Origin of the sequence: Clavibacter sp. B3I6 (genome assembly GCF_030816895.1) — a bacterium.
Lineage (GTDB): Bacteria > Actinomycetota > Actinomycetes > Actinomycetales > Microbacteriaceae > Clavibacter.
This window is the reverse complement of the sequence record NZ_JAUSYL010000001.1, coordinates 742,443-768,504: the sequence shown is the minus strand read 5'-3', so window position 1 is coordinate 768,504 and position 26,062 is coordinate 742,443. Positions and strand designations below refer to the sequence as shown.

20 protein-coding genes are annotated in these 26,062 nt (G+C 73.6%); 14 read left to right on the top strand and 6 right to left on the bottom strand.

Annotation, left to right across the window (positions count from 1 at the left end; all coding sequences use genetic code 11):
- Nucleotides 1-149 precede the first annotated feature (149 nt).
- Nucleotides 150-1,127, top strand: a complete 978-nt coding sequence (locus QFZ62_RS03545) for a tyrosine recombinase XerC (protein ID WP_307507678.1) — start codon at nucleotides 150-152, stop codon at nucleotides 1,125-1,127.
- A 139-nt stretch (nucleotides 1,128-1,266) separates the two neighbouring features.
- Here the strand turns inward: QFZ62_RS03545 and QFZ62_RS03540 are convergent, their stop codons facing one another.
- Nucleotides 1,267-1,644, bottom strand: a complete 378-nt coding sequence (locus QFZ62_RS03540) for a M23 family metallopeptidase (protein ID WP_307501753.1) — start codon at nucleotides 1,642-1,644, stop codon at nucleotides 1,267-1,269.
- 341 nt (nucleotides 1,645-1,985) lie between these two features.
- On the opposite strand from QFZ62_RS03540, the gene QFZ62_RS03535 reads away from it, so the two are divergent.
- From QFZ62_RS03535 to QFZ62_RS03490, 10 genes are all read left to right on the top strand, one after another.
- A complete protein-coding gene (locus QFZ62_RS03535; RefSeq protein WP_307501750.1) occupies nucleotides 1,986-3,443 on the top strand; it encodes a sugar porter family MFS transporter in 1,458 nt (485 codons plus the stop codon).
- Nucleotides 3,444-3,669: 226 nt separating this feature from the next.
- Entirely contained in the window at nucleotides 3,670-4,617 is a 948-nt protein-coding gene (gene rpsB, locus QFZ62_RS03530; protein ID WP_307501747.1) for a 30S ribosomal protein S2, read from the top strand.
- A gap of 111 nt (nucleotides 4,618-4,728) precedes the next feature.
- Entirely contained in the window at nucleotides 4,729-5,556 is an 828-nt protein-coding gene (gene tsf / locus QFZ62_RS03525; RefSeq protein ID WP_307501744.1) for a translation elongation factor Ts, read from the top strand.
- A gap of 160 nt (nucleotides 5,557-5,716) precedes the next feature.
- The gene (gene pyrH, locus QFZ62_RS03520; RefSeq protein WP_116055109.1) at nucleotides 5,717-6,433 is read left to right on the top strand and encodes a UMP kinase; all 717 of its coding nucleotides are present in this window, start codon (nucleotides 5,717-5,719) and stop codon (nucleotides 6,431-6,433) included.
- Between the two features lie 154 nt (nucleotides 6,434-6,587).
- Nucleotides 6,588-7,106, top strand: a complete 519-nt coding sequence (gene frr, locus QFZ62_RS03515; RefSeq protein WP_052129175.1) for a ribosome recycling factor — start codon at nucleotides 6,588-6,590, stop codon at nucleotides 7,104-7,106.
- Complete coding sequence (locus QFZ62_RS03510; RefSeq protein ID WP_307501739.1) at nucleotides 7,107-8,147, top strand: phosphatidate cytidylyltransferase; 1,041 nt, start codon at nucleotides 7,107-7,109, stop codon at nucleotides 8,145-8,147.
- 10 nt (nucleotides 8,148-8,157) lie between these two features.
- On the top strand, nucleotides 8,158-8,703 hold the full coding sequence (locus QFZ62_RS03505) for a DivIVA domain-containing protein (RefSeq protein ID WP_307501738.1): 546 nt from the start codon (nucleotides 8,158-8,160) through the stop codon (nucleotides 8,701-8,703).
- 104 nt (nucleotides 8,704-8,807) lie between these two features.
- Nucleotides 8,808-9,533 carry a hypothetical protein gene (locus QFZ62_RS03500; protein ID WP_307501735.1) on the top strand — a complete coding sequence of 242 codons (726 nt, stop codon included), beginning with the start codon at nucleotides 8,808-8,810 and terminating at the stop codon, nucleotides 9,531-9,533.
- A gap of 105 nt (nucleotides 9,534-9,638) precedes the next feature.
- Nucleotides 9,639-9,935 carry a hypothetical protein gene (locus tag QFZ62_RS03495; RefSeq protein WP_307501733.1) on the top strand — a complete coding sequence of 99 codons (297 nt, stop codon included), beginning with the start codon at nucleotides 9,639-9,641 and terminating at the stop codon, nucleotides 9,933-9,935.
- Nucleotides 9,932-10,666: an alpha/beta hydrolase gene (locus QFZ62_RS03490; RefSeq protein ID WP_307501730.1), complete on the top strand. Its 735-nt coding sequence runs from the start codon at nucleotides 9,932-9,934 to the stop codon at nucleotides 10,664-10,666. Before QFZ62_RS03495 ends, QFZ62_RS03490 begins: the two co-directional genes overlap by 4 nt.
- A gap of 78 nt (nucleotides 10,667-10,744) precedes the next feature.
- On the opposite strand, the gene QFZ62_RS03485 is transcribed toward QFZ62_RS03490, so the two are convergent.
- Nucleotides 10,745-11,803: an AI-2E family transporter gene (locus QFZ62_RS03485; RefSeq protein ID WP_307501728.1), complete on the bottom strand. Its 1,059-nt coding sequence runs from the start codon at nucleotides 11,801-11,803 to the stop codon at nucleotides 10,745-10,747.
- A gap of 26 nt (nucleotides 11,804-11,829) precedes the next feature.
- Nucleotides 11,830-13,602, bottom strand: coding sequence for a hypothetical protein (locus QFZ62_RS03480; RefSeq protein WP_307501726.1), 1,773 nt, complete (start codon nucleotides 13,600-13,602; stop codon nucleotides 11,830-11,832).
- A gap of 270 nt (nucleotides 13,603-13,872) precedes the next feature.
- Here QFZ62_RS03480 and QFZ62_RS03475 point away from each other — a divergent pair, with 270 nt between their 5' ends.
- Together QFZ62_RS03475 and QFZ62_RS03470 are read left to right on the top strand one after the other, a co-directional pair.
- Complete coding sequence (locus QFZ62_RS03475) at nucleotides 13,873-15,726, top strand: hypothetical protein (RefSeq protein ID WP_307501723.1); 1,854 nt, start codon at nucleotides 13,873-13,875, stop codon at nucleotides 15,724-15,726.
- On the top strand, nucleotides 15,723-16,715 hold the full coding sequence (locus QFZ62_RS03470; protein ID WP_307501720.1) for a tetratricopeptide repeat protein: 993 nt from the start codon (nucleotides 15,723-15,725) through the stop codon (nucleotides 16,713-16,715). The genes QFZ62_RS03475 and QFZ62_RS03470 overlap by 4 nt, the downstream gene beginning before the upstream one ends.
- A 79-nt stretch (nucleotides 16,716-16,794) precedes the next feature.
- Here the strand turns inward: QFZ62_RS03470 and glgB are convergent, their stop codons facing one another.
- Entirely contained in the window at nucleotides 16,795-19,392 is a 2,598-nt protein-coding gene (gene glgB / locus QFZ62_RS03465) for a 1,4-alpha-glucan branching protein GlgB (protein ID WP_307501716.1), read from the bottom strand.
- Nucleotides 19,389-21,395, bottom strand: a complete 2,007-nt coding sequence (locus QFZ62_RS03460) for an alpha-1,4-glucan--maltose-1-phosphate maltosyltransferase (protein WP_373425969.1) — start codon at nucleotides 21,393-21,395, stop codon at nucleotides 19,389-19,391. The genes glgB and QFZ62_RS03460 overlap by 4 nt, the downstream gene beginning before the upstream one ends.
- A gap of 589 nt (nucleotides 21,396-21,984) precedes the next feature.
- On the opposite strand from QFZ62_RS03460, the gene glgP reads away from it, so the two are divergent.
- A complete protein-coding gene (gene glgP / locus QFZ62_RS03455; RefSeq protein ID WP_307501714.1) occupies nucleotides 21,985-24,540 on the top strand; it encodes an alpha-glucan family phosphorylase in 2,556 nt (851 codons plus the stop codon).
- A gap of 67 nt (nucleotides 24,541-24,607) precedes the next feature.
- On the opposite strand, the gene QFZ62_RS03450 is transcribed toward glgP, so the two are convergent.
- Nucleotides 24,608-25,945: a hypothetical protein gene (locus QFZ62_RS03450; protein ID WP_307501711.1), complete on the bottom strand. Its 1,338-nt coding sequence runs from the start codon at nucleotides 25,943-25,945 to the stop codon at nucleotides 24,608-24,610.
- Nucleotides 25,946-26,062 lie beyond the last annotated feature (117 nt).

Genomic DNA, 26,062 nt, shown 5'->3' with positions numbered 1-26,062 from the left:
CCGGTGACGGCTGCGGGCGAGGCGTGAGCGCCGCGTGCCGCGCCGCCCCATCGCGCGGGGCGTCCTCCGGTCCCGTCCTCCCGCCCGTGCCACGCCGCGGGGGAGACGTCGTGACGATCCGCTACCCGTAGCCTTCCGGGATGGACACGATGCGGACGGCGGGTGCGACGACGTCAGCCGACGCCGAGCGCGCCTCGTCGGCGCCCCGGTCCCCGGACGCCTCGCCGCTGGAGGCGGACATCACGGGCTTCGCGACCTCCATGAGCCGGGAGCGGGGGAGCGCCGAGCAGACGGTGCGGGCCTACTCGTCCGACCTGCGCGACCTCGCCGCGCATGCCGCCCGCTCGGGCATCACGACCTCCGCGGGCCTCGATCTCGAGGTGCTCCGCGACTGGATGTGGCGGGGATCCCAGGCGCGGCTCGCCCCCGCCACGTTGGCTCGGCGCTCCGCAGCCGCGCGCGGCTTCGGGGCATGGCTCCTGCGCTCGGGCCGGGTCGAGGCCGATCCCGCCGTGCGGCTCAAGGCCCCACGCCCCGGATCGCACCTGCCGCGCGTGCTGGCCCGCGAGCAGATGAGCGCGCTGCTGGGCGGCCTGGCGGAGCGCGTCGCGGACGACGACCCCGCCGCCCTCCGCGACCTCGCCGTGATCGAACTGCTGTACGCATCGGCGCTGCGGGTGTCGGAGCTCACCGGACTCCAGCTCGGCGACGTGGACGCCTCGCGCCTCACGGTGCGCGTGATCGGCAAGGGCGACCGCGAGCGCGTGGTCCCGTTCGGCGTCCCCGCCGCCGACGCCCTCGACGCGTACGCGACCCGCGGTCGGCCGCGCCTGGTCTCCGCCCGGACGGGGACGGCGCTGTTCCTCGGCGCGCGCGGAGGGCGGCTCGGCTCGCGGGCGGTCTACGGGCTCGTCGCGTCCCTGCTCGCGGACATCCCGGGCTCCGGGCCGCAGGGTCCGCATGCGCTCCGCCACACGGCGGCCACGCACCTGCTGGACGGGGGAGCGGACCTTCGCACCGTGCAGGAGATGCTCGGCCACGCGAGCCTCGGCACGACCCAGATCTACACGCACGTCTCCATCGACCGGCTGCGCCGCAGCTACGAGGGTGCGCATCCGCGCGCCTGACGGCCGACGACGGCCGCATCCGTCCGGGCCTCCGGCCGCGGGCTGATCCGTCGACCGGGCCGTCCGACAGCTCGGCCCCGGACCCCGGAGCCCTGACCCGTGCCGGACCCCGGACCCCGGACCCCGGACCCCGGGCCCCTCAGGGGTCCAACGGCAGCAGCACCGCGTGGCGCAGCGCGGCCAGCAGCAGGGCTGGATCCACGTACTCGCCGTGCAGCCGCGCCCCCAGGTGGATCCCGCCGTCGGGTTCGTGGCGCGGCTCCGCGGCGACCGTGCCGACGACCTGGCCGGCGACCACCGCGTCGCCCGCGGACACCACGGGGACGACCGGCTCGACCGACGACACGAGTCCGTCCGCGTGTCGGATGCTCACGACGGGCCGGTCGACGACCACGCCCGCGAAGGACACCGTCCCGTCCGCGGGAGCGCGCACCTCGGCGCCCGGTTCTACGGCGATGTCGATGCCGCGGTGCCCCGGGCCGTACGCGGTGGTCGGAGCCTCGAAGGGGCGCGTCACTATGTGCGGGGGATCGATGGGCCACCTCCACCGAGGAGCGACGACAGGCGGCGCTGCGGCACCCGACGCCGCAGGATCCGGCGCCGCAGCACCCGACGACGCAGCACCGACGGTCGCCGCCGCCGTCCCCGCACCGGGGAGCGACCCGGGCGACGCTCCTCCCACCACGAGCCCCGCCGCCAGCGCGACCGCGCACGCCCTCCGTGCCGCATCCCCGCCGTGCATCCGCGCCTCCGTCCCGGGGCGATCCGTCCCGGTCGCCCGCCGGGCATGGTGCCGTCCTCGACGGCGGCCTCCGCCGCGGTCCCCCGGGTCGCGCAGAAGTGGCAGAGTGGTCCGTTGTGGACGAGACGACGACCCCCCGGGATGAGAAGAAGCTCCAGCGACGCGCGATCGGGCTGGCCGTCTCGGCCGCGGTGGGGGGCTTCCTCTTCGGGTTCGACTCCTCGGTCATCAACGGCGCGGTCTCCGCGATCCAGGGCCGCTTCGAGCTGAGCGAGACGCTCATCGGCCTCGCGGTGGCGAGCGCGCTGCTCGGCTGCGCGCTGGGCGCCTACCTGGCCGGTCGCATCGCGGACCGCTTCGGACGCCGGTGGACCATGATCGTCGGCGCCGTCCTCTTCTTCGTCAGCGCGTTCGGCTCCGGCTTCGCGTTCAGCGTCTGGGACCTCACCATCTGGCGCGTCGTCGGCGGCCTCGGCATCGGCATCGCGTCGGTCGTCGCCCCCGCGTACATCGCGGAGATCTCGCCGAAGCTCCTCCGCGGCCGCCTCGCGTCGCTGCAGCAGCTCGCGATCACGCTCGGCATCTTCACGGCTCTCCTCTCCGACGCGGTCTTCGCCGGCGCCGCGGGCGGCGCGTCGGAGGACTTCTGGTTCGGCCTCGAGGCGTGGCGCTGGATGCTCATCGTCTGCGCCGTCCCCGCGGTGATCTACGGCGTCCTCGCCTTCCGCCTCCCGGAGTCCCCGCGCTACCTCGTGGAGAAGGGCCGCAAGGAGGAGGCGCAGGCCATCCTCGCGAGCGTGTGGAAGCAGGAGGACATCGACCGCGCGAGCCGCGACCTCGAGCGCCAGATCGAGGAGGACCGCGTCGCCAAGCGCACCGGGACCCTCCGCGGCAGCAAGCTCGGCCTCCAGGGCATCGTCTGGATCGGCATCATCCTGTCCGTGTTCCAGCAGTTCGTCGGCATCAACGTGATCTTCTACTACTCGACGACGCTCTGGCAGGCGGTCGGCTTCGACGAGTCCCAGTCGCTCACCACCTCCGTCATCACGGCCGTCACGAACGTCGCCGTCACCTTCATCGCCATCGCGCTGGTCGACCGCATCGGCCGCCGCCCGATCCTGCTGACGGGCTCCCTCGCGATGGCCGTGTCCCTGGCCGTCATGGCCATCTGCTTCAGCCAGTCCTCCACCGAGGGCGGCGAGGTCTCGCTGCCGCAGCCGTTCGGCGTCATCGCGATCATCGCCGCCAACGTCTTCGTCATCGGCTTCGGCGCCTCCTGGGGACCGCTCGTCTGGGTGCTGCTCGGGGAGATATTCCCCAACCGGATCCGCGCGAAGGCCCTCGGCGTCGCCGCGATGGCCCAGTGGATCGCGAACTTCGTCATCACCGTCTCGTTCCCCGCGCTCTCCGCGTTCTCGCTGCCCTTCACCTACGGCATGTACGCCGCCTTCGCCGCCCTGTCGTTCGTGTTCGTCCTCATGAAGATCCCGGAGACGAACGGCATGTCGCTCGAGGAGGCCGAGACCCTGTTCGTCGACAAGCCCAAGAAGCGCAAGGACGCCGCGCGCGCCTGATCCGGCGGGCCGCCCGTCGGGTGGTACCATCGACCAGCACCCGATCCAGGTCGGGTGACTACGCGTGCCCATCAGGCCTCCGCATCCACTCGGTCTCCCTACGGCGATGAACACTGTCGCCCGAGGAGCGGATGCGTGCCGGGCACCAGGATCAGCGGTCGTCCCGACCGCCGAGCGAACCGACGAGGCGCGCCGCGCGAGCGCGCGCCGGAACAGGAGTACGGCCATGGCCGTCGTCACCATCCGCCAGCTGCTCGACTGCGGCGTCCACTTCGGTCACCCGAAGACGCGCTGGAACCCGAAGATGAAGCGCTTCATCTTCACCGAGCGCTCCGGCATCTACATCATCGACCTCCAGCAGTCGCTGGCCCTCATCGACAAGGCCTACGACTTCGTCAAGGAGACCGTCGCCCACGGCGGCACCATCCTCTTCGTCGGCACCAAGAAGCAGGCGCAGGAGTCCATCGCCGAGCAGGCGCAGCGCGTCGGCCAGCCCTACGTGAACCAGCGCTGGCTGGGTGGTCTGCTGACCAACTTCCAGACCGTGCACAAGCGCCTCAACCGCCTCAAGGAGCTCGACCTCGTCGACTTCGACGACACGACGCGCGGCTTCACGAAGAAGGAGCTCCTCATCCAGCGTCGCGAGCGCGACAAGCTGGAGAAGAGCCTCGGCGGCATCCGGAACCTGACCAAGACGCCGTCGGCGATGTGGGTCGTGGACACCAAGAAGGAGCACCTCGCCATCGACGAGGCGCGCAAGCTCGGCATCCCCGTCATCGGCATCCTCGACACCAACTGCGACCCGGACGAGGTCCAGTACCCGATCCCGGGCAACGACGACGCGATCCGCTCCGTCGCGCTGCTGACGCGCATCATCGCCGACGCCGCCGCCGAGGGCCTCATCCAGCGCCACCAGAAGCCCGACGCCGAGGGCTCCGCGCCCTCCGAGCCGCTGGCCGACTGGGAGCGCGAGCTCCTCGAGCAGGGCGACGCCGCGAAGGCCGCGCTCCCCGTCGAGGAGAACGATGTCGACGCCGAGGTCTCCGCCAAGAACGAGGCGAAGTCCGAGGACGAGGTCCCCGCCCCCGTGCACGCCCCCGAGTCCGACGAGGCCGCCGAGGCGAAGATCGAGGCCGAGGCGACCGAGGCCGAGAAGGCTCCTGTCTCGGAGTAGTCCGAGCACACGCACCATCCCGACGGGCGGGCGCGGGGAACCGCGTCCGCCCGTCGGGCACTCACCCCCGGGACGATCCCGGATCATCACCTACAGAAGGAGTCCACGAGCATGGCGAACTTCACTGCCGCTGACGTCAAAGAGCTGCGCGACCGCCTCGGCGCCGGCATGATGGACAGCAAGAACGCGCTGGTCGAGGCCGACGGCGACATCGAGAAGGCCATCGAGATCCTTCGCCTCAAGGGCCAGAAGGGCAACGCCAAGCGCGGCGACCGCTCCACCGCCGAGGGCCTCGTCGCCGCGTCCGAGAAGGACGGCGCCGCCACCCTCATCGAGCTCGCGTGCGAGACCGACTTCGTCGCCAAGAACGACAAGTTCATCGCGCTGTCCGAGTCCGTCCTCGCCGCCGTCGTCGCGGCCGGCGCGTCCACCGTCGAGGAGGCGCTCCAGGCCCCCGCCGGCGAGCAGACCGTCGACCAGCTGATCAGCGACCAGGCTGCGATCCTCGGCGAGAGGATCGCCCTCCGCCGCGTCGCGCGCCTCACCGGCGAGCACCAGGAGATCTACCTCCACCGCACGTCGAAGGACCTCCCGCCCCAGGTCGGCGTCGTCGTCGACTACTCGGGCACGGACGCCGAGACCGCGCGCAGCATCGCCCAGCACATCGCCTTCGCGAACCCGGAGTACCTCGCCCGCGAGGACGTCCCGACCGACAAGGTCGAGGCCGAGCGTGCGATCGTCACCGAGATCTCGCGCAACGAGGGCAAGCCCGAGGCCGCCCTGCCGAAGATCATCGAGGGTCGCCTCACGGGCTACTTCAAGCAGGTCGCGCTCCTCGAGCAGGACTACGCGAAGGACAACAAGCAGTCGGTCAAGAAGGTCGTCGAGGCCGCGGGCCTCACGGTCACGGGCTTCGCCCGCTTCAAGGTCGGCGCCTAGCACCACCACGGGGAGCCCGGGTCGTCTTCGACCCGGGCTCCCTTCTCCATGTCCGGGCCGACCCGGCGGCGCGTTCGGCCGCGGGTGCCGGCGGGGCGTCACAGTACATTGGGACCGGAGCCGGATCCGGCGACCGGAACGCAAGGACGGGAACAGCACCATGACCGATCAGACCACCACCCGCCGCGTCCTCCTGAAGCTCTCGGGGGAGTCCTTCGGCGGCGGCCAGATGGGCGTGGACCCGGACGTCGTCAGCGCGCTGGCCCGCGAGATCGCGGAGGCGGCGAAGACCGTCGAGGTCGCCATCGTCGTCGGCGGCGGCAACTTCTTCCGCGGCGCGCAGCTCTCGCAGCGCGGCATGGACCGCGGCCGCGCCGACTACATGGGCATGCTCGGCACCGTGATGAACGCCCTCGCCCTGCAGGACTTCCTCGAGCAGGCGGGCGCCGCCACGCGCGTGCAGTCCGCCATCTCGATGACCCAGGTCGCCGAACCCTACATCCCGCGTCGCGCCGTGCGCCACCTGGAGAAGGGCCGCATCGTCATCTTCGGCGCCGGCGCCGGCCTGCCGTACTTCTCGACCGACACCGTCGCCGCGCAGCGCGCCCTCGAGATCTCGGCCACCGAGGTCCTCGTCGCGAAGAACGGCGTCGACGGGGTCTACACGGGGGACCCCCGCACGGACTCCTCCGCCACCCTGCTCGACACCCTCACCTACCAGGACGCCCTGCAGCGCGGGCTCAAGGTCGTCGACTCGACCGCCTTCAGCCTCTGCATGGACAACGACATGAAGATGGTCGTCTTCGGCATGGAGCCCGGGGGCAACGTCACCCGCGCCATCCGGGGCGAGCGCATCGGGACCATCGTCTCCAACTGACGTCCGGCGCTCGGCGCGCGGAGGGCCCGGACGGGCCGCCGCGGGCGGAGCGCCTCCCCATCCGCGTTAAGATCGATCGGGCGCCCATCGCGCCCGCGCTACCGAAGGAGATCCCGTGACCGTCGCCGAAGTCCTCGCAGATGCCCGAGACCGGATGGGCAAGGCCGTCGAGTCGGTGAAGGAGGACTTCGGCACCGTGCGCACGGGCCGTGCCAACCCCGCCCTCTTCCAGAAGGTCATGGTCGAGTACTACGGCAGCCCCACGCCGCTCGGCCAGCTCGCGAGCATGAACAACCCCGAGGCGCGCACGCTCATCGTCACGCCCTACGACAAGACGGCCCTCAAGGAGATCGAGAAGGCCCTCGTCAACGTCCCGAACCTCAGCGCCACCGTCGGCAACGACGGCGAGATGGTGCGCCTCACGCTCCCCGAGCTCACGGAGGACCGCCGCAAGGAGTTCGTGAAGATCGTCCGCGGCAAGGCCGAGGAGGGGCGCGTCAGCGTCCGCAACGTCCGCCGTCGCTCGAAGGACGAGCTGGACGCGCTCAAGGGCGAGGTCGGCGACGACGAGGTCGCGCGCGGCGAGAAGGAGCTCGAGGCCCTCACCAAGACGCACACCGACCAGGTCGACGACGCGCTGAAGCGCAAAGAGACCGAACTCCTCGAGGTCTAGGTGGCCAGCCCCGAGGATCCCGTCGGACGGGCGCCCGTCGTGCCGCCCGCCGCGGGTCCCGATGGAGGCTCGCGGATCCGCCGCCATCGCGGCCGCGTGACCCGCGCCGAGTTCGAGGCGCAGGTGCAGGCGACGCGCGCCGACCTCACCGCCCAGGTGCGGGCGACCCGTGCGTCGCTCGAGGCGACCAACGACCGCATCAACGCGCGGACCGGCCGCAACCTGCTGTTCGCGGTGTCGGTCGGGCTCCTGCTCGGCGGCGTCGTGCTCGTCAGCCTCGTGGTCGTCAAGCAGCTCTTCCTGCTCATCGGGATCGCTCTCGTGGCGTTCACCGCGTACGAGCTCGCCACGGCGCTCCGCCAGGCGGGGCGCCGGGTGCCGCGCGTCGGGTCCGTCATCGCGGTCGTCGCGCTCGTGCCGATCACATACTACGGGCAGCCCGACGGCCAGTGGCTGGGGCTGCTCGGCGGCATGGCGTTCCTCGCGATCTGGCGCGTCGTCGAGCAGGCGGTGCCTGCCCGGCGCACGTCCCGCCGGGCGCTCCTGGGCGACATCGGCTCGAGCGTCTTCCTGCTCGCCTACGTGGGGCTCCTCGGCTCGTTCGCGGTGCTGCTCACCGCGGGTGACGGCGGCGAGTGGTGGACGCTGGCGTTCCTCATCCTCGTGGTCTGCTGCGACACGGGGGCCTACGTCGCCGGCCTCAACTTCGGCAAGCACCCCATGGCGCCGACCATCAGCCCGAAGAAGACGTGGGAGGGGTTCGCCGGAGCGGTCGCCGCCGCCGTCATCGCGGGCATCCTCCTGTCGGTGTTCATGATCCACGAAGCCTGGTGGTTCGGGATCGTGCTCGGGCTCGTCATCGTGGTGACCGCGACGCTCGGCGACCTCGCCGAGTCGTTGATGAAGCGCGACCTCGGCGTCAAGGACATCAGCTCCTGGCTCCCCGGCCACGGCGGCTTCCTGGACCGGCTGGACTCGGTGCTGCCGTCGGCTGCCGCGGCCTATGCGCTGTTCCTCATCGTCACGGGCGGTACCTCGTAGGATGTCCCGGATGACCACCACCTTCCCGAGCGCGGGCCGCCGCGAGCGCGGCTACGACCCGGACCAGGTCGACTCCTTCCTGCGCGACGCGCGCCGCTGCTACGACGACGAGGCCGACCGGTCGCTGACCTCGGAGGCCATCCGCCGGGTGTCCTTCGACATGCGCCGCGGGGGCTACTCGGCCGCCGCGGTGGACCGGGTCCTCGAGCGCCTGGAGGACGCCTTCGCCGTGCGCGAGCGCGACCGCACGGTCGCGCGCGTGGGTGCCGAGGCCTGGAACGCGGAGGCCCGTCGTGCCGCGCAGGAGATCCTCGACCGGGTCAGCCGGCCGTCGGGGGAGCGGTTCGACCGCGCGGGCCTCCTCACCACCGGGTACGACCGGCGCGAGGTCGACCGCTTCGCCGACCGGGTCGCCAAGTACTTCCGCGGCACCAAGCCGATGAGCGTCGACGACGTCCGCACGGTGGCGTTCCATCCCCGCCGCGGCGGGTACCGCGAGGCCCAGGTCGACCTGCTGCTGGACGCGGTCGTCGACGTCATGAACGCGGTCCGCTGAGGCCGTGCGGCCCGCCCTCCCCGTCACCCGCCCCTGGCAGCACGCCCCCGATCCGGACAGGGACTCGCCGATCGGGTGGCGGTTGGGTAGAGTCGGGCGGAGTCATGGGTAGCCACACGAACGTCCCCGCTCCTCGTCCGCCGCTCACCGCCGCCGCGAGGCCCGTCCCGCGACGACGCAGCGCGTTCTCGCGGGTCGTCGCCCCGACGATCGCGTTCGGGGCCGCGGCCGCGTTCATGCTCGTCAACGTGGTGGATCCCACGTCCGGCGCCGTCGCGAACCCGCAGTACCAGGAGTACCAGACCACCGTCGCGCAGCTCGCCCGCGCCGACGCCCAGACCCTGCAGGTCGCCAGCGTCGACACCGCCGTCGAGATCGAGCCCGGCTTCAAGTCGATCGCGCCGCCGCCCCCGCCCCCGCCGCCTCCCGTGGCCACGCCCGCGCCGGCCACCGGCTCGGGCGCGAAGGCGTCCGGCGGCGCGAAGCCGTCCACCGGCGGTGGCGGCGGCGGCGCCGTCGCGATCCCGGATCCCGGCAGCGCCAAGGGCATCGCCCGCAGCATCCTCGCGTCGCAGGGCATGGGCGACGACCAGTACGCCTGCCTCGACTACCTGTGGACCAAGGAGTCGGGCTGGCGCGTCAACGCCTACAACCCGAGCGGCGCCTACGGCATCCCGCAGGCCCTGCCCGGCAGCAAGATGGCGTCCGCCGGAGCCGACTGGCAGACGAACCCGGCCACGCAGATCACCTGGGGCCTGCAGTACATCGACGCGCGCTACGGCTCCCCGTGCGGCGCGAAGGCGCACAGCGTCCTCAAGAACTGGTACTGATCGCGAACTGGCGCTGACGGTCGGACGTCCGGCGCACATGCGTCCGGACGTCCTGCTCCGGGGCCGGCTGCGGGAGGTGTCCCGCGTGCGGCCTAGGATCGGATCATGCCGCGCAGCAACCGACCCCGGGGGAGACGCCGCCCGGTGGACGAGGACGAGGACGTGCTCACGCGGCTCCTCAGCGGCTCGCAGCGCACGGAGACCCGGCGGGGACGCGTGTGGAAGGTGCAGCCCGTCTCGGCGGCGCGCGCGCTCAAGGTCTACCGCTGCCCCGGCTGCACCCTCGACATCGAGCCCGGCCACGCGCACGTCGTGGCCTGGCGCGCCGACGGCATGATGGGCGAGGAGAGCGACCTCGCCGCCCGCCGCCACTGGCACACCCACTGCTGGAAGGTCTCATGACGGACACCGCGCCCCGCCCCATCACGAGCTCCACCGAGCTGCCGGCCCGCCGTGAGGACGTCGAGCTGGTCACCGCCGACGGGCTGCGGCTCGTGGGGGAGCTGGCGCTGCCCGCCGGCCGGGATCCGGTCGCGACGCTCGTCACGCTCCACCCGCTGCCCACGGCCGGCGGCTTCATGGACTCCCACGTCCTGCGCAAGGCCGCACTCCGGCTGCCCGCCCTGGCCGACCTGGCCGTGCTGCGCTTCAACACGCGCGGCACCACGTCGGCCCGCGGCACGAGCGACGGCGCGTTCGACGGCGGCGACGGCGAGCGGCACGACCTGGCGGCCGCCATGGACCTCGTGGCCGCGCGCGGGCTCCCGGCACCGTGGATCGTCGGCTGGTCCTTCGGCACGGAGGTCGCCCTGAAGCACGGGCGCGCCCACCCCGTGGAGGGAGCGATCCTGCTCTCGCCGCCGCTGCACCGCGCCACGGCCGACGAGGTGGCCGCCTGGCACGGTGATCCGCGCCGCCTCGTGATCCTCGTCCCCGAGCACGACGACTTCCTGCAGCCCGCGGAGGCGCGTGAGCGATTCGCGTCCGTGCCCGAGGCGGAGCTCTTCGCCGTGGACGGCGCCAAGCACCTGTGGGTGGGGGAGGCGCAGGTGGCGCGCGTCCTCACCGAGATCGTGCGCACCGTGAACCCGGCGGCGCTCCCGCTCGCGACCGAGTGGCCGCTCGCCCGCTGACGCTCCCGCTCGACGTCCAACGAGCCGCCGGACGCCGCGGGGCCCGCGGCCCGGAGGCCGCGTCCCGGACCGCCGCGCTCAGCGCTCGTTCTGCAGCGGGATCGCGACCTGCCGGATGATGAGCAGCACCGCGGCGGCGACCGGCACGGCGATGAGCGCGCCCAGCACGCCGAGCAGCGTGCCGCCCGTGAGCGCCGCGATGACCACGACGACGCCGGGCACCTTGACGGCGCGGTTCATGATGTTCGGGCTGAGCACGTACGCCTCGATCTGCATGTACACGAGGTAGTAGACCGCCACGGCGATCCACGTGTTCACCGACTCGGGCAGCAGCACGATCTGGCCCAGCACGATGAGCGCGGAGCCCGTGATCGTGCCCACGAGGGGCAGCAGCGAGAACAGGAACGCGATGAACGCCCACACGGCGGGCAGCGAGGCGCCCACGATGCTGAGGTAGATGAAGCTGAGGACGCCGTTCACGAGCGCGAGCCCGACCTGCCCGGTGACGTAGCGCCCGACCGACTGCGTGATCTGCTCGGCGATGTCGGCGAAGCGCGCGCGCCGGGTGGCCGGGACCAGCTTGTAGAGGCCGCTCTTGAAGGAGTTCAGCGAGGCCGTGAAGTACATGGTGAGGATCACGATGACGACCATGCCGAAGAGGGCGTTGCCGATGGTGAACGCCACCGTGAGGACGTTGCCGGTGATGGTCGCGACGTTGGACGCGTTCGAGAGGTACTCGATGAGCTGGTCCGCGCCGCTCTGCACGTCGAAGACCTCCCGCGGGACGAACGACTGCAGGTTCTCGATGAACTGGTCGCCGCTGACGCTCTGCGCGTACTGCACGATCTGGGTGACGAGCGCGCTCGCCTGGTTGACGACGACGGGGATCACCGCGAGCAGGATCCCGGCGAGGGACCCGAGGAGCACCAGGAAGATGACGAGGATCGCGAGCGGGCGGGGCACGCCCTTGCGCTCGAGGAACGTGACGAGGGGGTCGATGCCGAGCGCCAGGAAGATCGCCGTGCCGACGTAGGTGAGCACCGTGCCGAGCGAGACCAGCGCGCCGCCGATGACCAGCGCGGTGAGCACGCCGAGGCCGGCGAGGAGGCCGAGGCGGTAGGGGTTCTGGATCTTCACGTCGGGGCCTCCGAGTCGGAGCGCGCTCAGCGCACGGTGCGGGAATCGTCGGAGGAGGAGGCGTCGTCGGCCTGGGTCAGCACGCCGCGGACGTTCTCGAGGTACGCGGCGACCGCCTCGCGCTCGATCCTAATGCGGTCCAGGCGCTCCTCCGCGTCGGCGACCGTCTCGCGCGCACGGCGCTCCGCGTCCGCCACCGACTCGCGCGCGCGGCGCTCGGCGTCGGCGAGGGCGGCGCGCGCGTCGTGGTCGGCGTCGTCCCGGACCTTCCGCGCGGCCTCGCGGCTCTCGACCGCGAGCGTCTCGGCCTCCTCGCGCGTGGACGCCAGGAGCGCCGTGACCTCCTGCAGCCGTGCCTCCGCCTCCCCGAGGTAGGCGGCCGTGCGCTCGGCGGCGTCGCGCTGGCGCTCGGCCGCGTCGCGCGCGTCGTGGTCGCGGCGCGCGGTGATCTCGGCGTCGAGGTCGAGGTGGCCCTGCTCGATCTCGCGGCTGAGGCGCAGGCGCGCCTCCTCGGCCTCCGCGGAGAGCTCGCGGCGCACCGCGGCGGCCTCGCGCTCCAGGCGCAGACGCTCGGCCTCGCGGCGGTCGGCCTCGAGGGCCTCCGCGTCGGCGACCTCGCGCTCCAGGGCGGCGCGCGCGGTGATCGCCTCGAGCTCCAGCTGGGCGCGCGTCGCGCGCGTCTCGCGGTCGAGCGCCTCCGTCCCCTGCGCGATGTCGCGCGCGAGGTCCGTGCGCGCCTCCTCGACATCGCGGGCGAGGTCGCCGCGGATGGTCGCCACCTCCAGCTCGAGGGCCTCCCGCGTCTCCGCGATCTCGCGCTCGAGGGCCGCACGTGTCTCCTCCACGTCGCGGTCGAAGGCGGTGCGCTCGGCGTGGATCCGGCGGTCGAAGTCGTCGCGCGACGCCTGCAGCTGGCGGTCCCAGTCGGTGCGAGCCTGCTCGATCTCGCCGTCGAGGTCGGCGCGGGTCTGCTCGTCGAGCAGGGCCAGGGCGGAGCGCTGCGTCTCCTCGTCGAGGCGGAGCCGCTCCTCGGTCTCCCGCACGTCGCGGTCGAGGTCGGCCCGCTCCTCGGCGACGGCCTCGTCGTGCCGGGCCCGGGCGTCGGCGAGCTCGCGCTCGAGGGCGCCGCGGCCGAGGGCGGTCGCGCGGGCGAGGTCGGCGGCGTCGCGTCGGGCCTCGTCGGTCTCGCGGTCGACGCGGGCGCGGAGCTCGGCGACCTCGCGGGCGGCCTCGGCCCGCAGGGCGTCGGTCTCGCGCTCGGCGGTGGCCCGGAGGTCGGCGACCTCGGTGCGCGTGCGCAGGAGGAGCGCCGCGGCCTCGCGCTCGGCGTCGCTGCGGAGCCCCTCGGCCCGGTCGTCGGCGCGCTCGCGCAGGTCGTCGGCCTCGCGGCGCGCGGCGTCGAGGATCTGCGCGGCCTGCGCGCGGGCGGAGTCGACGAGGTGACGCGCGGTCGCCTCGGCCTCGGCCCGCTGCGCGTCCGTCTCCTCCTGGGTGGAGCGGCGGAGCCGGGCGGCGTCGGCGTCGGCCTGGGCGACGAGGCGCGTGGACTGCTCCTCGGCGACGCGGAGGGTCGCCTCGAGCCGGCTCCCGAGTCCGGCGAACGTCGGGCTGCCGACCTCCTCGAGCTCGTCGCGCAGCTCCTGCTCGCTGCGGCGGAGGCGCTCGACCTCGGCCCGCAGCTCGGCGCCCTGCTGGTTCGACCGGATGAGCTCGCGACGCAGGTCGCCGACGGCCCGGTCGACCTCGTCGCGGTTGTAGCCGCGCATGGCGGGGCTGAACGGCGTGTCGTCGTGGGGCACGGGGACTCCTTCGCGGGGCGGCTCGCCGACGCCGGGCGGGGCGCGGCAGGTGCCGATCCTACCGAGTCGCCGCTCGCGGCCCCGGGCGCGGGGATGCCGTCCGGGAGGCGCTCCCAGCGTCGTCCGGTATCCTTCGATGTCGTCGTCCGCCGCCGGTCCGCCCGCAGCACGGCGGAACGTCGCGCGAGCACCCGTGCTCGCCGGCCGGCGCGGTCGGCACCCCGACCGCCACCCACGCGGCCGCGCGCGACGACACGAGAGGAGACACCCGTGCGATTCGTCCTGGCGATCGCGACCTTCGTGGTCGCGGCCCTCATGATCGGGCTGGGGATCGCCCAGCACACGTTCCTGGCGGGACCCGACCGCATCACCGCGGCCACGTCCTCCGCCGGCGGCGCCGCGTACACGGTCCTCGACGGGAAGACGCTCAACGCGCACCCGGGCCTGCAGGACACCGTCGTCCGCGGCGAAGGCGAGCTGTTCGCCGCCTACGCCCCCTCGACCGACGTCGACGCGTGGGTCGGCAGCAGCCCGTACACGCGCATCGGGATGGACGACGAGGGCGCGCTGACGAGCGAGCTCGTCGAGCCCGAGGCGACCACGCCCGCGCCCAGCCCCACGCCCACCCCGAGCGCGCCCGCGGAGGGGTCCGGCACCGACGCCGCGGCGACGTCCACGGTGACCGACCCCCGTGGATCCGACCTCTGGCTCTCCGAGCAGACCGGCCAGGGCGAGCTGTCCCTCAGCACGAAGCTGCCGGACGACGTCAGCGTCCTCCTCGCGACCGACGGCCAGGCTCCGGCCCCCGCCGACGTCGCCGTCTCGTGGCCGTCCGAGGGCGAGTCGCCCTGGGTGATCCCGCTGGTGGTCGGGGGCATCGTGCTCCTGGTCGTGGGGCTCGTCCTCTACCTCCTCGCGCTCCGCCACCTGCGCCGGAGCCGCGGTCCGCGCCGCAACCTCCCGCCGCGCGGCGGCCCGCGCATCCCGCGCATCGGCCCGGCCGCGCGACGTGCCGCGCTCACCGCCGGCACCGGATCCGCGCCCGCCCCGCGCGCACGCGGTCGCCGCAGCCTCGTCGCCCTCCCCGTCCTCGTGGTCACCGGCCTCGCGCTGAGCGGCTGCACCGCGCAGGGCGCCCCCGCGGACCTCACGGCCGGCGCGGGCACCACCGCCACGCCGACGCCCACCTCGTCCCTCGACGCCGCCCGCGAGGCGGAGGACGCGGATCCGCCCGTCGTCACCGAGGACCAGGCGGAGCGCATCGTCTCCCGCGTCTCCGAGGTCGCCACGGCGGCCGACCAGTCGCTCGACGCCGCGACGCTGGCGCCCCGGTTCGCGGGTCCCGCCCTGCAGGAGCGCACCTCCGACTACCAGGTGCGGAAGGCCAAGCCCGACATCGCGGCGGTCCCCGCCATCCCCGCGGGCGATCTCCAGCTGACGCTGCCGCAGGCGACGATCGCCTGGCCGCGCACCATCGCCGCCGTCGTGAAGGACCCCGACACCGAGGACGCGCCGACCCTGTCGCTCACGCTCGTGCAGGAGAGCCCGCGGGAGAACTACCGCGTGCTCTACGCCATGCCCGTCTCCACCACCGCCGCCCTCCCGGACGTGGCCCCGGCCGCCATCGGCGCCGCGCGCCTGGCACCGGACGTGAAGCTCCTGACCGTGCAGCCCGACCAGCTCTCGGCCGCCTACGCGGACGTGCTGAACAAGGGCGACGCCAGCGAGTACGCCGGGCTGTTCGACCCGACGGACGACGGCGTGCGCGCGCAGGACGCGAAGCGGAAGGTCGACTTCCCGGCGTCCATCGGCGAGACGGGCTCGGTCGAGTTCGCGGCCACCGCGGACACGACGACGCCCGTCGCGATGTCCACGGTCGAGTCCGGCGCGCTGGTGAGCGTGACCGTGCAGCTCGGCATCGTGGCGAAGCCCACCACCGAGGGCGCGAAGGTCAACGCGAACCCGGAGGTCCAGGCGATCACCGGACTCACCGACTCGGCCAAGGGCTTCGACACCGTGCGCACGGCCCAGATGCTCATGTACGTCCCCCCGGTGAACTCGGGCGAGAAGATCCGCCTCTACGCGTCCAGCACCCACATCACCTCGGCCAAGGAGCTCCCATGACGAACGTGCCCCCCTCCGCCGCGAGCCTCCGCGGCGCCGTCGACCTGTCCTCGCTCGTGAACCGCGCGCAGGCCCCGGCTGCAGCGGCCGGTGCTCCCGGTGCCCCGGCGGCCGGCGCCCCGACGGGTCCGGCGGGTGCGACCGGCGCCCCGCAGACCGTCGACGTCCCCGGTCTCGTGCTGGCCGCGGACGACGCGACCTTCACGCAGTTCCTGGACATCTCCGGCATCGTGCCGGTCATCGTGGAGCTGGTCTCGACCGGCCTCGCCTCGAGCCGCGAGCTGTCACCCGTGCTCGAGCGCGTCGTCACCGAGCAGGCCGGCCGCGTGCTCCTCGTGCGCATCGACGTCGACCAGAGCCCGCAGCTCGGCCAGGCGTTCCAGGCGCAGACGGTGCCCACGGTCGCGGCCCTCATCGGCGGACGGCCCGTCGGCCTCTTCGCCGGCGTGATCCCCGAGGACCAGGTGCGCGACGTCATCCAGCAGGTGCTGGAGCTCGCGCAGCAGAACGGCGTCACCGGCACGGCCGTCGCGCCCGAGGGATCCGCCGCCCCCGCCGCCCCGGTGGAGGAGCCGCTGCCGCCGCACCACGCCGAGGCCTACGCGTTAATCGAGCAGGGCGACTACGCCGCCGCCGCCGCGGAGTACCGCACCGCGATCGCGCAGAACCCGCGCGACGCCCTCGCGGTCGCGGGGCTCGCGCAGGTCAGCCTCCTGCACCGGCTCGACGGGACGGCTGCGGACGAGATCCGCGGCGCTGCTGCGGCCGCGCCGGACGACGTCGACGCGCAGCTCCTCGTCGCCGACCTCGACCTCTCCGGCGGGCACGTCGAGGACGCGTTCGACCGGCTCCTGACGCTCTTCCCGGGCCTCGACGCCGAGGGTCGCGAGGCCGTGCGCCAGCGCCTCCTCGAGCACTTCGAGGTCGTGGGGCTCGAGGACCCGCGGGTGGCCGTGGCACGACGCCGCCTCACGCGCCTGCTCTACTGACGCCCCCCGCACGACCGACGACGACGGCGCCGCACCCCCGAGGGGATGCGGCGCCGTCGTCGTCCGCGGTCGCGGTCGGTCAGACCGTCGGCACCCGCGGGGTGCCGTCGTCCGAGGCCAGGGCGTCGTCCGTCGCCGACAGGCCCTCGACGGGCGGCTGCGCCTCCGCGGACTGCGGCAGGACGGGCACGTCGGCCGCGTCGGTGGCGTCGCCGAACGGCGTTCCGTCGACGCGCGACTCGTCCGCATCCGGTGCCGCGTGCGCGGGAGCCTCGACGGGCGTGAGGTCGGCCGGGTCCTGGCGCAGACGCAGCCAGAGGCCGGCGAGCGGCGGGAGCGTGAGCTCCGCGGAGGCGGGACGCCCGTGCCAGCCCTCGTCGCCCGCGTGCACGGCGCCGAGGTTGCCCACGCCCGATCCGCCGAACTGCTCGGCGTCGGTGTTGAGGATCTCCTCCCACACGCCCGCCTGCGGCAGCCCCAGCCGGTAGCCCGAGATGGGCGCGCCGGAGAAGTTGTGCACGACGGCGACCTGGTTGCCCTCGCGGTCGCGGCGGAGGAACGCGAGGACGTTCTGCGCCGCGTCCCCGGCGTCGATCCACTCGAAGCCCGCCGGATCGTTGTCGAGGGCCCAGAGGGCGGGCGTGTCGACGTAAGTGCGGTTGAGGGCGCCCACGAGGTCGAAGAGGGCGCGGTGCACGGGCTGGTCGAGGATCCACCAGTCGAGTCCGCGCTCCTCGCTCCACTCGGACGGCTGCCCGAACTCCTGACCCATGAACAGCAGCTGCTTGCCCGGGTGCGACCACATGAACGACAGGTAGGCGCGGACGTTGGCGAGCTTCTGCCAGTGGTCGCCCGGCATCTTGCCGACGAGCGAGCCCTTCCCGTGCACGACCTCGTCGTGGCTGATGGGGAGGAGGAAGTTCTCCGTGTACGCGTAGACCATCGAGAAGGTGATCTGGCCGTGGTGGTAGGCGCGGTACATGGGGTCGACGGCCGAGTAGTCGAGCGTGTCGTGCATCCAGCCCATGTTCCACTTCAGGCCGAAGCCGAGGCCGCCCTCGCTCGTGGGGCGCGTGACGCCGGGGAAGCTCGTGGACTCCTCCGCGATCATCACGATGCCGGGGTGGGTGCGGTACGCCGTGGCGTTGACCTCCTGCAGGAAGCTGATCGCCTCGAGGTTCTCGCGGCCGCCGTGGACGTTCGGCAGCCACTGGCCCTCCTCGCGCGAGTAGTCGAGGTAGAGCATCGAGGCCACGGCGTCGACCCGGAGGCCGTCGATGTGGAACTCCTCGAACCAGTACAGGGCGTTCGCGACGAGGAAGTTGCGGACCTGCGAGTGGCCGAAGTCGAAGACCAGGGTGCCCCAGTCCTGCTGCTCGCCGCGGCGCGGGTCGGTGTGCTCGTAGAGCGGCTGGCCGTCGAACTGCGCGAGCGCGAACACGTCCTTGGGGAAGTGGGCGGGGACCCAGTCGACGATGACGCCGATGCCGGCCTGGTGCAGCGTGTCGATGAGGTGCTTGAGGTCGTCCGGGCTGCCGAAGCGCGAGGTGGGCGCGTAGTAGCCGGACACCTGGTAGCCCCACGAGCCGCCGAAGGGGTGCTCGGCGAGCGGCAGGAACTCGACGTGGGTGTACGCCAGCTCCTGCAGGTAGGCGACGAGCTCGCCGGCGACCTCGCGGTAGCCGAGGCCGGGCCGCCAGGATCCCAGGTGCATCTCGTAGACGCTCATGGGGGAGTCGTGCGGGTCGCGGGCCGCGCGCTGCTCGAGCCACGCGCCGTCGTCCCACGTGTGGTCGCTCGTCTCGACGCGCGACGCGGTCGCGGGCGGGACCTCGGTCATGCGGGCCATGGGGTCCGCCTTCTCGATCCAGCGGCCGTCCTGCGTGAGGATCTCGAACTTGTACGAGACGCCGGGCTCGACGCCCGGGACGAACAGCTCCCAGACGCCGTTCGCGTCGAGGCGGCGCATCGCGTGCTGCACGCCGTACCAGCCGTTGAAGCCGCCGATGACGCGGACGGCCCGCGCATGCGGCGCCCACACGGCGAAGGAGACGCCCACGTAGGTGCGCGCGACGCCCCAGTGCTCGCGGTGCTGGGCGCCGAGGACGTCCCACAGGCGCTCGTGGCGGCCCTCGCCGAAGAGGTAGAGGTCGAGGTCGCCGACGGTGGGGAGGAATCGGTAGGGGTCCTCGGCGGTCCAGGTGCCGCCGTCGCCGTAGCGCGCCTCCACCTGGTAGTCCTGCAGGCCGAGCACGTGCGCGCCCTGCCAGACGCCGTGACCGAGGTGGGCGAGCTCGACGCGGGCGCCGGTGGAGAGGATCACGGTGACGCCGTCGGCGAGCGGGCGCAGCGCCCGGACGACGACGAGGTCGTCGCTCACGCCGTCGATCGCGACGGGGTGCTGGCCGAGGATCGCGTGCGGGCCCGAGTGGACGCCCTCGGCGACGGCGCGCAGGTCGTGGTCGGCCACCTCGGGGAGGCGGACGGGGTCGTCGGAGCGGGCGGGCGCGTCGGCCTCCGGGGACGGATCCCCGGCCGGGGTCACGACGACGTCGGCGCCGGCCTCGGGGCGGGCCTCGGCGGCGGGCGGCACGACCACGTCGGCGCCGTCCCGGGTGTCCGCGGCGATGTCGTCGCGGGGGTCCTGCTGGGGGGTGGTGTCGGTCATGTCCGTCATCCCTTCGATGCGGTCGGGTGCACCCGGAACACGTGCACGGGGTGCGTGAACGCGTCGAGCCGGACGAAGTTGGAGGTGGACCAGGTGTAGACGTCGCCCGTGAGGAGGTCCTCGACCTCGAACACGGCGTCCTCGGCGAGGCCGAAGCGCGTGGGATCGATGTACACCTGCGTCTCGCGCGCGGAGTGCGGGTCGACGTTCGCGACCACGAGGATCGTGTCGGCCTCGCCCGTGCCGGTGTGCTCGGCCGCGAGGTGCTTGGAGTACACGAGGATCGAGTCGTCGTCGCTCCAGTGCACGTCGAGGTTCCGCAGCTGGCGGAGCGCGGGGTGCTGGCGGCGGATCTCGTTGAGGCGCGTGATCTCCGGCGCGATGGATCCGCCGAGCTCCTCCTGGCGGGCCCAGTCGCGCGGCTTGTACTCGTACTTCTCGTTGTCGATGTTCTCCTCGGCGCCGGGGCGCGCGACGTTCTCGATCAGCTCGTAGCCCGAGTAGATGCCCCACGACGGCGACGCGGTCGCGGCGATGGCGGCCCGGATCCGGTACGCGGCCCGCCCGCCGAACTGCAGGTAGGGCGTGAGGATGTCGTGCGTGTTCGCGAAGAAGTTCGGGCGCAGGTAGTCGCTCGTCTCGTGGCTGACCTCGGTGAGGTACTCCTCGAGCTCCTTCTTCGTGTTCCGCCAGGTGAAGTACGTGTACGACTGCTGGAAGCCGATCTTGGCGAGCGTGCGCATCATCGCGGGGCGGGTGAACGCCTCGCTGAGGAAGATCGCGTCGGGCTCGTCGCGCATCACCTGGCGGATGAGGCGCTCCCAGAACACGAGCGGCTTGGTGTGCGGGTTGTCGACGCGGAAGATCTTGACGCCGAGGCCGAGCCACACCCGCATGACGCGGAGCATCTCCCGGTAGCTGCCTTCGGGGTCGTTGTCGAAGTTCAGCGGGTAGATGTCCTGGTACTTCTTCGGCGGGTTCTCGGCGAAGGCGATGGACCCGTCGGGGAGCGTCGTGAAGAGCTCCGGGTGCGTGGTGACCCACGGGTGGTCGGGCGAGGCCTGCAGCGCGATGTCGATCGCGAGCTCCATGCCGTGGTCGGCGACCGCGCGGACGAACTCGCGGAAGTCGGCGACGGTGCCGAGCTCGGGGTGGACGGAGTCGTGCCCGCCGTCCTCGGAGCCGATGCCGTACGGCGAACCCGGGTCGTGGGGTCCCGCGGTGAGCGTGTTGTTCGGGCCCTTGCGGTTGGTGCGGCCGATCGGGTGCACCGGCGGGATGTAGACGACGTCGAAGCCCATGTCGCGGATGGCGGGGAGGCGGCGGGCGGCGGTGGCGAACGTGCCGCTCGTCCAGGAGCCGTCCTCGTGCTCGACGGCGCCCTCGGAGCGGGGGAAGAACTCGTACCAGGAGCCGACGGCCGCGCGCTCGCGCTCGACGACGATGGTGCGCTCGGGCGAGGGGGTCACCAGGCTGCGGACGGGCACGCGCTCGATCGCGGCGAGCACCTCGGGGGAGGTGGCGGCGGCGAGGCGCTCCTCGGCGGTGCCGGCGGTGTCGGCGAGGCCCGCGAGGGCCGCGCGGAGCACGCTCCGGTCGTCGTCGCCGCGGGCGTCGTCGGCGGCGGCGCGCTCGAGCACCTCGGCGCCGAGGGCCAGCATCACGTCGACGTCGAGGCCCGCGGGGACCTTGATCTCGGCGTTGTGCAGCCACGTGCCGAAGTCGTCGGACCACGCGCTGACGCGCCAGGTCCAGACGCCCTGCGTCTCGAGCTGGACCGCGGTGGTCCAGCGGTCGAGGCCGGGCTTCGTCAGGTCGAGCGCCATGCGGTGCGACGTGACGGCGCCCGACGGGTCGGTCAGCTCGACGTCGGCGCCGATGAGGTCGTGGCCCTCGCGGAAGACGGTGGCGCCGAAGGGCACGACGTCGTGGACGAAGCTCTTGGCGGGCCAGAGGTCGTCCTCGATCTGCGGGGTGAGCGACAGGATCGGGATGCGGCCGATGACGGGCAGGTAGTCGTCGTCCGCGGCGGACGACGGGGCGGCCCCGTCGGGCGCGGCCGCGTGCACGGCAGGGGCGGCGTGCTCGACGACGGCCGGCTTCGCGTCGACCTCGGCGTCCGGCGCGGCATGGCGCGGGGCGGGCGGGGCCGCGGGGCTGGCAGCCGCCTCCGGCGCGGCGGGCTGCGCCACGGGCGGCTGGGCCACGGGCGGCTGAGGCGCGGCGGGCGCCTGGGGTGCCGGCGCCTCCTGCGCGGGGGCCTCGGGGATCAGCGGGGGCCGCGGCTCGGGCGGCTTCTGGGCGTCCTGGAGCTTCTGGGCCTTGGCGAGCTTGCGGGCTGCACGGCCGCGCACCGGGCGGGGGAGGGGATCGGGTCCGTCCTGGGGTGTGGTCACTGTTCGACCGTAGCCCGTGCGCCCGGCGGCTGTCGCTCGACGCGGCGGCGACGGACGCCGTTCGGACGACCGCCGCCCGTCCGACGCCGCCTGTCCGGCCGGATGCCGTCCGGCTCCAGGGCCCTGGTGCCGCGCACCCCGCGCCCCTAGGCTCGGGTCGCATCCGCGCGGGTCCGCCCGCCGCATTCCGGTCCGAGGGAGTCCCGTGAAGGCCATCCGCAGGTTCACCGTCCGCGCCGTCCTCCCGGAGGAGCTGTCCGCCCTGGACGAGCTCGCCGGCAACCTGAGGTGGTCCTGGTACGAGCCCACCCGCCGCGTGTTCGCGCACGTGAGCCCGGAGCTCTGGGAGGGGACCGGACACGATCCCGTCGCGCTGCTCGGCGCCGTCGACCAGGACCGGCTCCGCGAGCTCGCCGCCGATGCGGGCTTCGTCGCGTGGGCGGAGGAGCAGCGCGCCGACCTCCGCGCCTACGTGCGGGAGCCCCGCTGGTACCAGTCCCTCGAGGGGGACGTGCCCGAGGCGATCGGCTACTTCTCGCCCGAGTTCGGGATCGCCGCCGCGCTGCCGCAGTACTCGGGGGGCCTCGGCATCCTCGCGGGCGACCACCTGAAGAGCGCCTCCGACCTCGGCGTCCCGCTCGTGGGCGTCGGCCTCTTCTACCGCTCCGGCTACTTCCGCCAGGGGATCTCCTCCGACGGCTGGCAGCAGGAGACGTACCCCGTCTTCGACCCCGACGGCCTGCCGCTCCAGGTGCTGCGCGACGCCGACGGCGCGCCCGTGCACGTCGAACTGGGCCTGCCCGCCGGCCGCACGCTGCACGCGCGCGTCTGGACCGCGCGGGTCGGGCGGATCCCGCTGCTGCTCCTCGACACGGACGTGCCCGAGAACGACGACGACCTCCGCGGCGTCACCGACCGCCTCTACGGCGGCGGCGGCGAGCACCGGCTGCACCAGGAGCTGCTGCTCGGCATCGGCGGGGTCCGCGCCATCGCGGCGCACTCCCGCGTCACCGGATCCCCGGTGCCGCGCGTGTTCCACACCAACGAGGGCCACGCGGGCTTCCTCGGGCTCGAGCGGGTCCAGGCTCTCATGGCCGACGGCCTGGACTTCGACGAGGCGCTGCAGGTGGTGCGCGCCGGCACGGTCTTCACGACGCACACGCCGGTGCCCGCGGGCATCGACAGGTTCGACGTCGGGCTCGTCCGCGCGCACGTGACGGACGCGCTCCTGCCGGGCGTGCCCGCCGACCGGGTCCTGGAGCTCGGCGCGGAGGCGCACGACGGCGGCGACCCGGGCGTGTTCAACATGGCGCTCATGGGCCTCCGCCTGGCGCAGCGCGCCAACGGCGTCTCGCAGCTGCACGGCGAGGTCAGCCGGGGCATGTTCTCGGGCCTCTGGCCGGGCTTCGACACCGAGGAGGTGCCGATCACGAGCGTCACCAACGGCGTCCACGCGCCCACGTGGACGGATCCGATGCTCATGTCGCTCGCCCGCGAGCGGCTCGGCACGTGGGACACCACCGAGGCCGACTGGTCGGATCCCACGGTGACGGACGGCGACCTGTGGGACGTGCGCGGGCGCATGCGCCGCCAGCTCGTCGCCGACGCCCGACGGCGCGTCACGCGCGCCTGGCGCGAGCAGAACCCGGGCGCGGTCGAGCCGGCGTGGCTGGAGGACGTGCTCGACCCCGAGGTGCTCACCATCGGCTTCGCCCGCCGCGTGCCCACGTACAAGCGCCTGACCCTCATGCTCCACGACCGGGAGCGCCTCCGCCGGATCCTCACCGACCCGGACCGGCCCGTGCAGATCGTCGTCGCGGGCAAGTCGCACCCGGCGGACGACGAGGGCAAGCGCCTCATCCAGGAGCTCGTGCGGTTCGCGGGCGAGCCGGAGATCCGCGGCCGGCTCGTGTTCCTGCCCGACTACGACATCGGCATGGCGCAGCTGCTCTACCCGGGCACCGACGTGTGGCTCAACAACCCGCTGCGGCCGCTCGAGGCCTGCGGCACGTCCGGCATGAAGGCGGCGCTCAACGGCGCGCTCAACCTGTCGATCCTCGACGGCTGGTGGGACGAGTACTACGACGGCGTCAACGGCTGGGCGATCCCCTCCGCCGACCGGGCCCATGACGGCGCCGAGCGCGACGCGATGGAGGCGACGGCGCTCTACGACCTCATCGAGAACCGCATCGCGCCGCGCTTCTACGAGCGCGACGCCGACGGGGTGCCTACGGGCTGGGTGCACGACATCCGGCACACGCTCCGGACGCTCTCGCCCGAGCTCAGCGCCGACCGCATGGTGCGCGAGTACGTCGAGCGGCTGTACGTGCCGGCGGGCCGGGCGCAGCGGATCGTCGCGGCTGACGACCACGCGCGGGCCCGGGAGCTCGCCGCGTGGCGGGGACGCGTGGCGGCGGCCTGGCCGTCCGTGCAGGTCGCGCACGTCGAGTCGGAGGGCGTCGCGCAGCAGGCGCAGGTGGGCGACGAGCTGCGGGTCCGCGCCTGGATCGCGCTCGGCGGGCTCGACGTCGACGACGTCACGGTCGAGGTCGTCCACGGGCGGACGGGCGAGGGCGACGTGCTCACGGACGTCGTGCGCCACGCGCTCGCTCCCGTCGGCGGATCCGGCGGACAGCAGGAGTACGTCGGCACCGTCCCGCTCGCGAGCGCCGGTCCCTTCGGCTACACCGTGCGCGTGGTCCCGCGGCACGAGCTGCTGGCGTCGAGCGCGGAGCCGGGGCTGGTCGCGGTCGCGAGCTGAGCGTGACGCCGACGGCGACCGGCGGCGCGCGGGACATCCCGCGCGCCGCCGGTCGGCCCGCCGCGGCTCACGCCGGGGTGGCGGACAGCTTGGCGGCGAGGACCTCGGCGAAGCGCGCGTAGCCCTTGTCGTTCGGGTGGTTGTCCGGTCCCAACCAGCCGTACGGGTCCGAGGCGCCCTCGCCCACGAGCCGCGGGATGTGGGCGCCGATCTCGAACACGTCGGCGAGCGGGTCCTCCGACGCGGCGTCGCGCAGCGCGGCGATGTAGTCCTGCCAGGTCGTGCCCGCGACGGGCATCGTCGTGCGCTCGTACGGAGGGGTGAACAGGATCGGCGCCTCGCTCTTCGACCGGATCAGCTCGATCAGCACGGCCGCGTCCGACCGCACCTCCTCGGGCGTGCGGACGACCACGTCGTTGATCAGGTGCTCCGGCATCCACAGGTCCAGCTCGAACCGCTTCGCGGAGAAGATCCACGTGCTCACGCCGTCCGGCCGGGCCTTCTCGGACAGCTGCCACAGCTGCGACCCCGAGTTGCCGCCGTCGATGACGTGCACGCCGCGGTCCTCGTCGCCGTCGAAGAGCCATGCGCCCTCGAGCTCGGGGCTCCCGCCCGCCCATTCCACGGTCACGGTGTGCTCCGCGGACTCCAGCTGCGGGCTCGTCCACGTGAGCGAGCCGGGCGCCTGGGCGCGGACGGTCTCGGGTGCGCCCCCGTCGATGGACACGGTGATCGCGGCCTCGAGCGACGGCGCCCACCAGCAGACGCGGGCGGAGGTGAAGCGCGCCGTGTAGGACCCGGGGCCCGTGTCCTCCGAGAGCAGGATCACGCGGCGGCCCCAGCCGTGCCGGGCGCCGGCGGTCGGCGTGCCCGCGAAGGCGAAGCCCTGGTCGGCGGGCACCGTGATCTGGTGCCGGGAGGCGATGTAGTCGAGGCCTCCGCGCGCGCCGGAGGGGGGGGGGTACGCGACCCGCAGGCGCTCGCGGAGCTGGGCCGAGTACGCGTGCTGGATCGAGGAGGCGCCCTGGCCCTCGGCGATGCTGTCGCCCAGCACGCCGATCGTGAGGCGGCGCTCGCCGACGCGGTCGCGCAGGGCGTAGAAGCCCGCGAGCGCGTCGTCCGGGGCGTACGTCATCGGCTCGATGGCGGGGCCGCCGGACTCCGTGATGGCCACCGCGGAGGCCGCGACGCCGGGGGCCGCGGCTCCTCCCGAGGGGCGCGGAGCGGGGGGCGCGGGGCGCGGGGTCGTCGTGCAGCCCGCGACGGCGGCCACCGCGGTCAGCGCGGCGAGGCCGCCGCCCGCGACCAGCGCGCGTCGGGTCAGCGTGCGCCGGCGCCCGGGTCCGGCAGGCGTCGTGGGGCGGCGGTCGTGGTCGGCGCGGGGGGCGGGGGAGTCTTCGGTCACGGGCGGCGTCCTCGTTCTCGAGCGCGGGGGGCGCGACGGATCGTGCGGTCCCACTAGCAGAGCACACGGGAGGCGGACGACGCCAACCGCGCCGGCCTCGGCCGGGGGCGCCGGGAC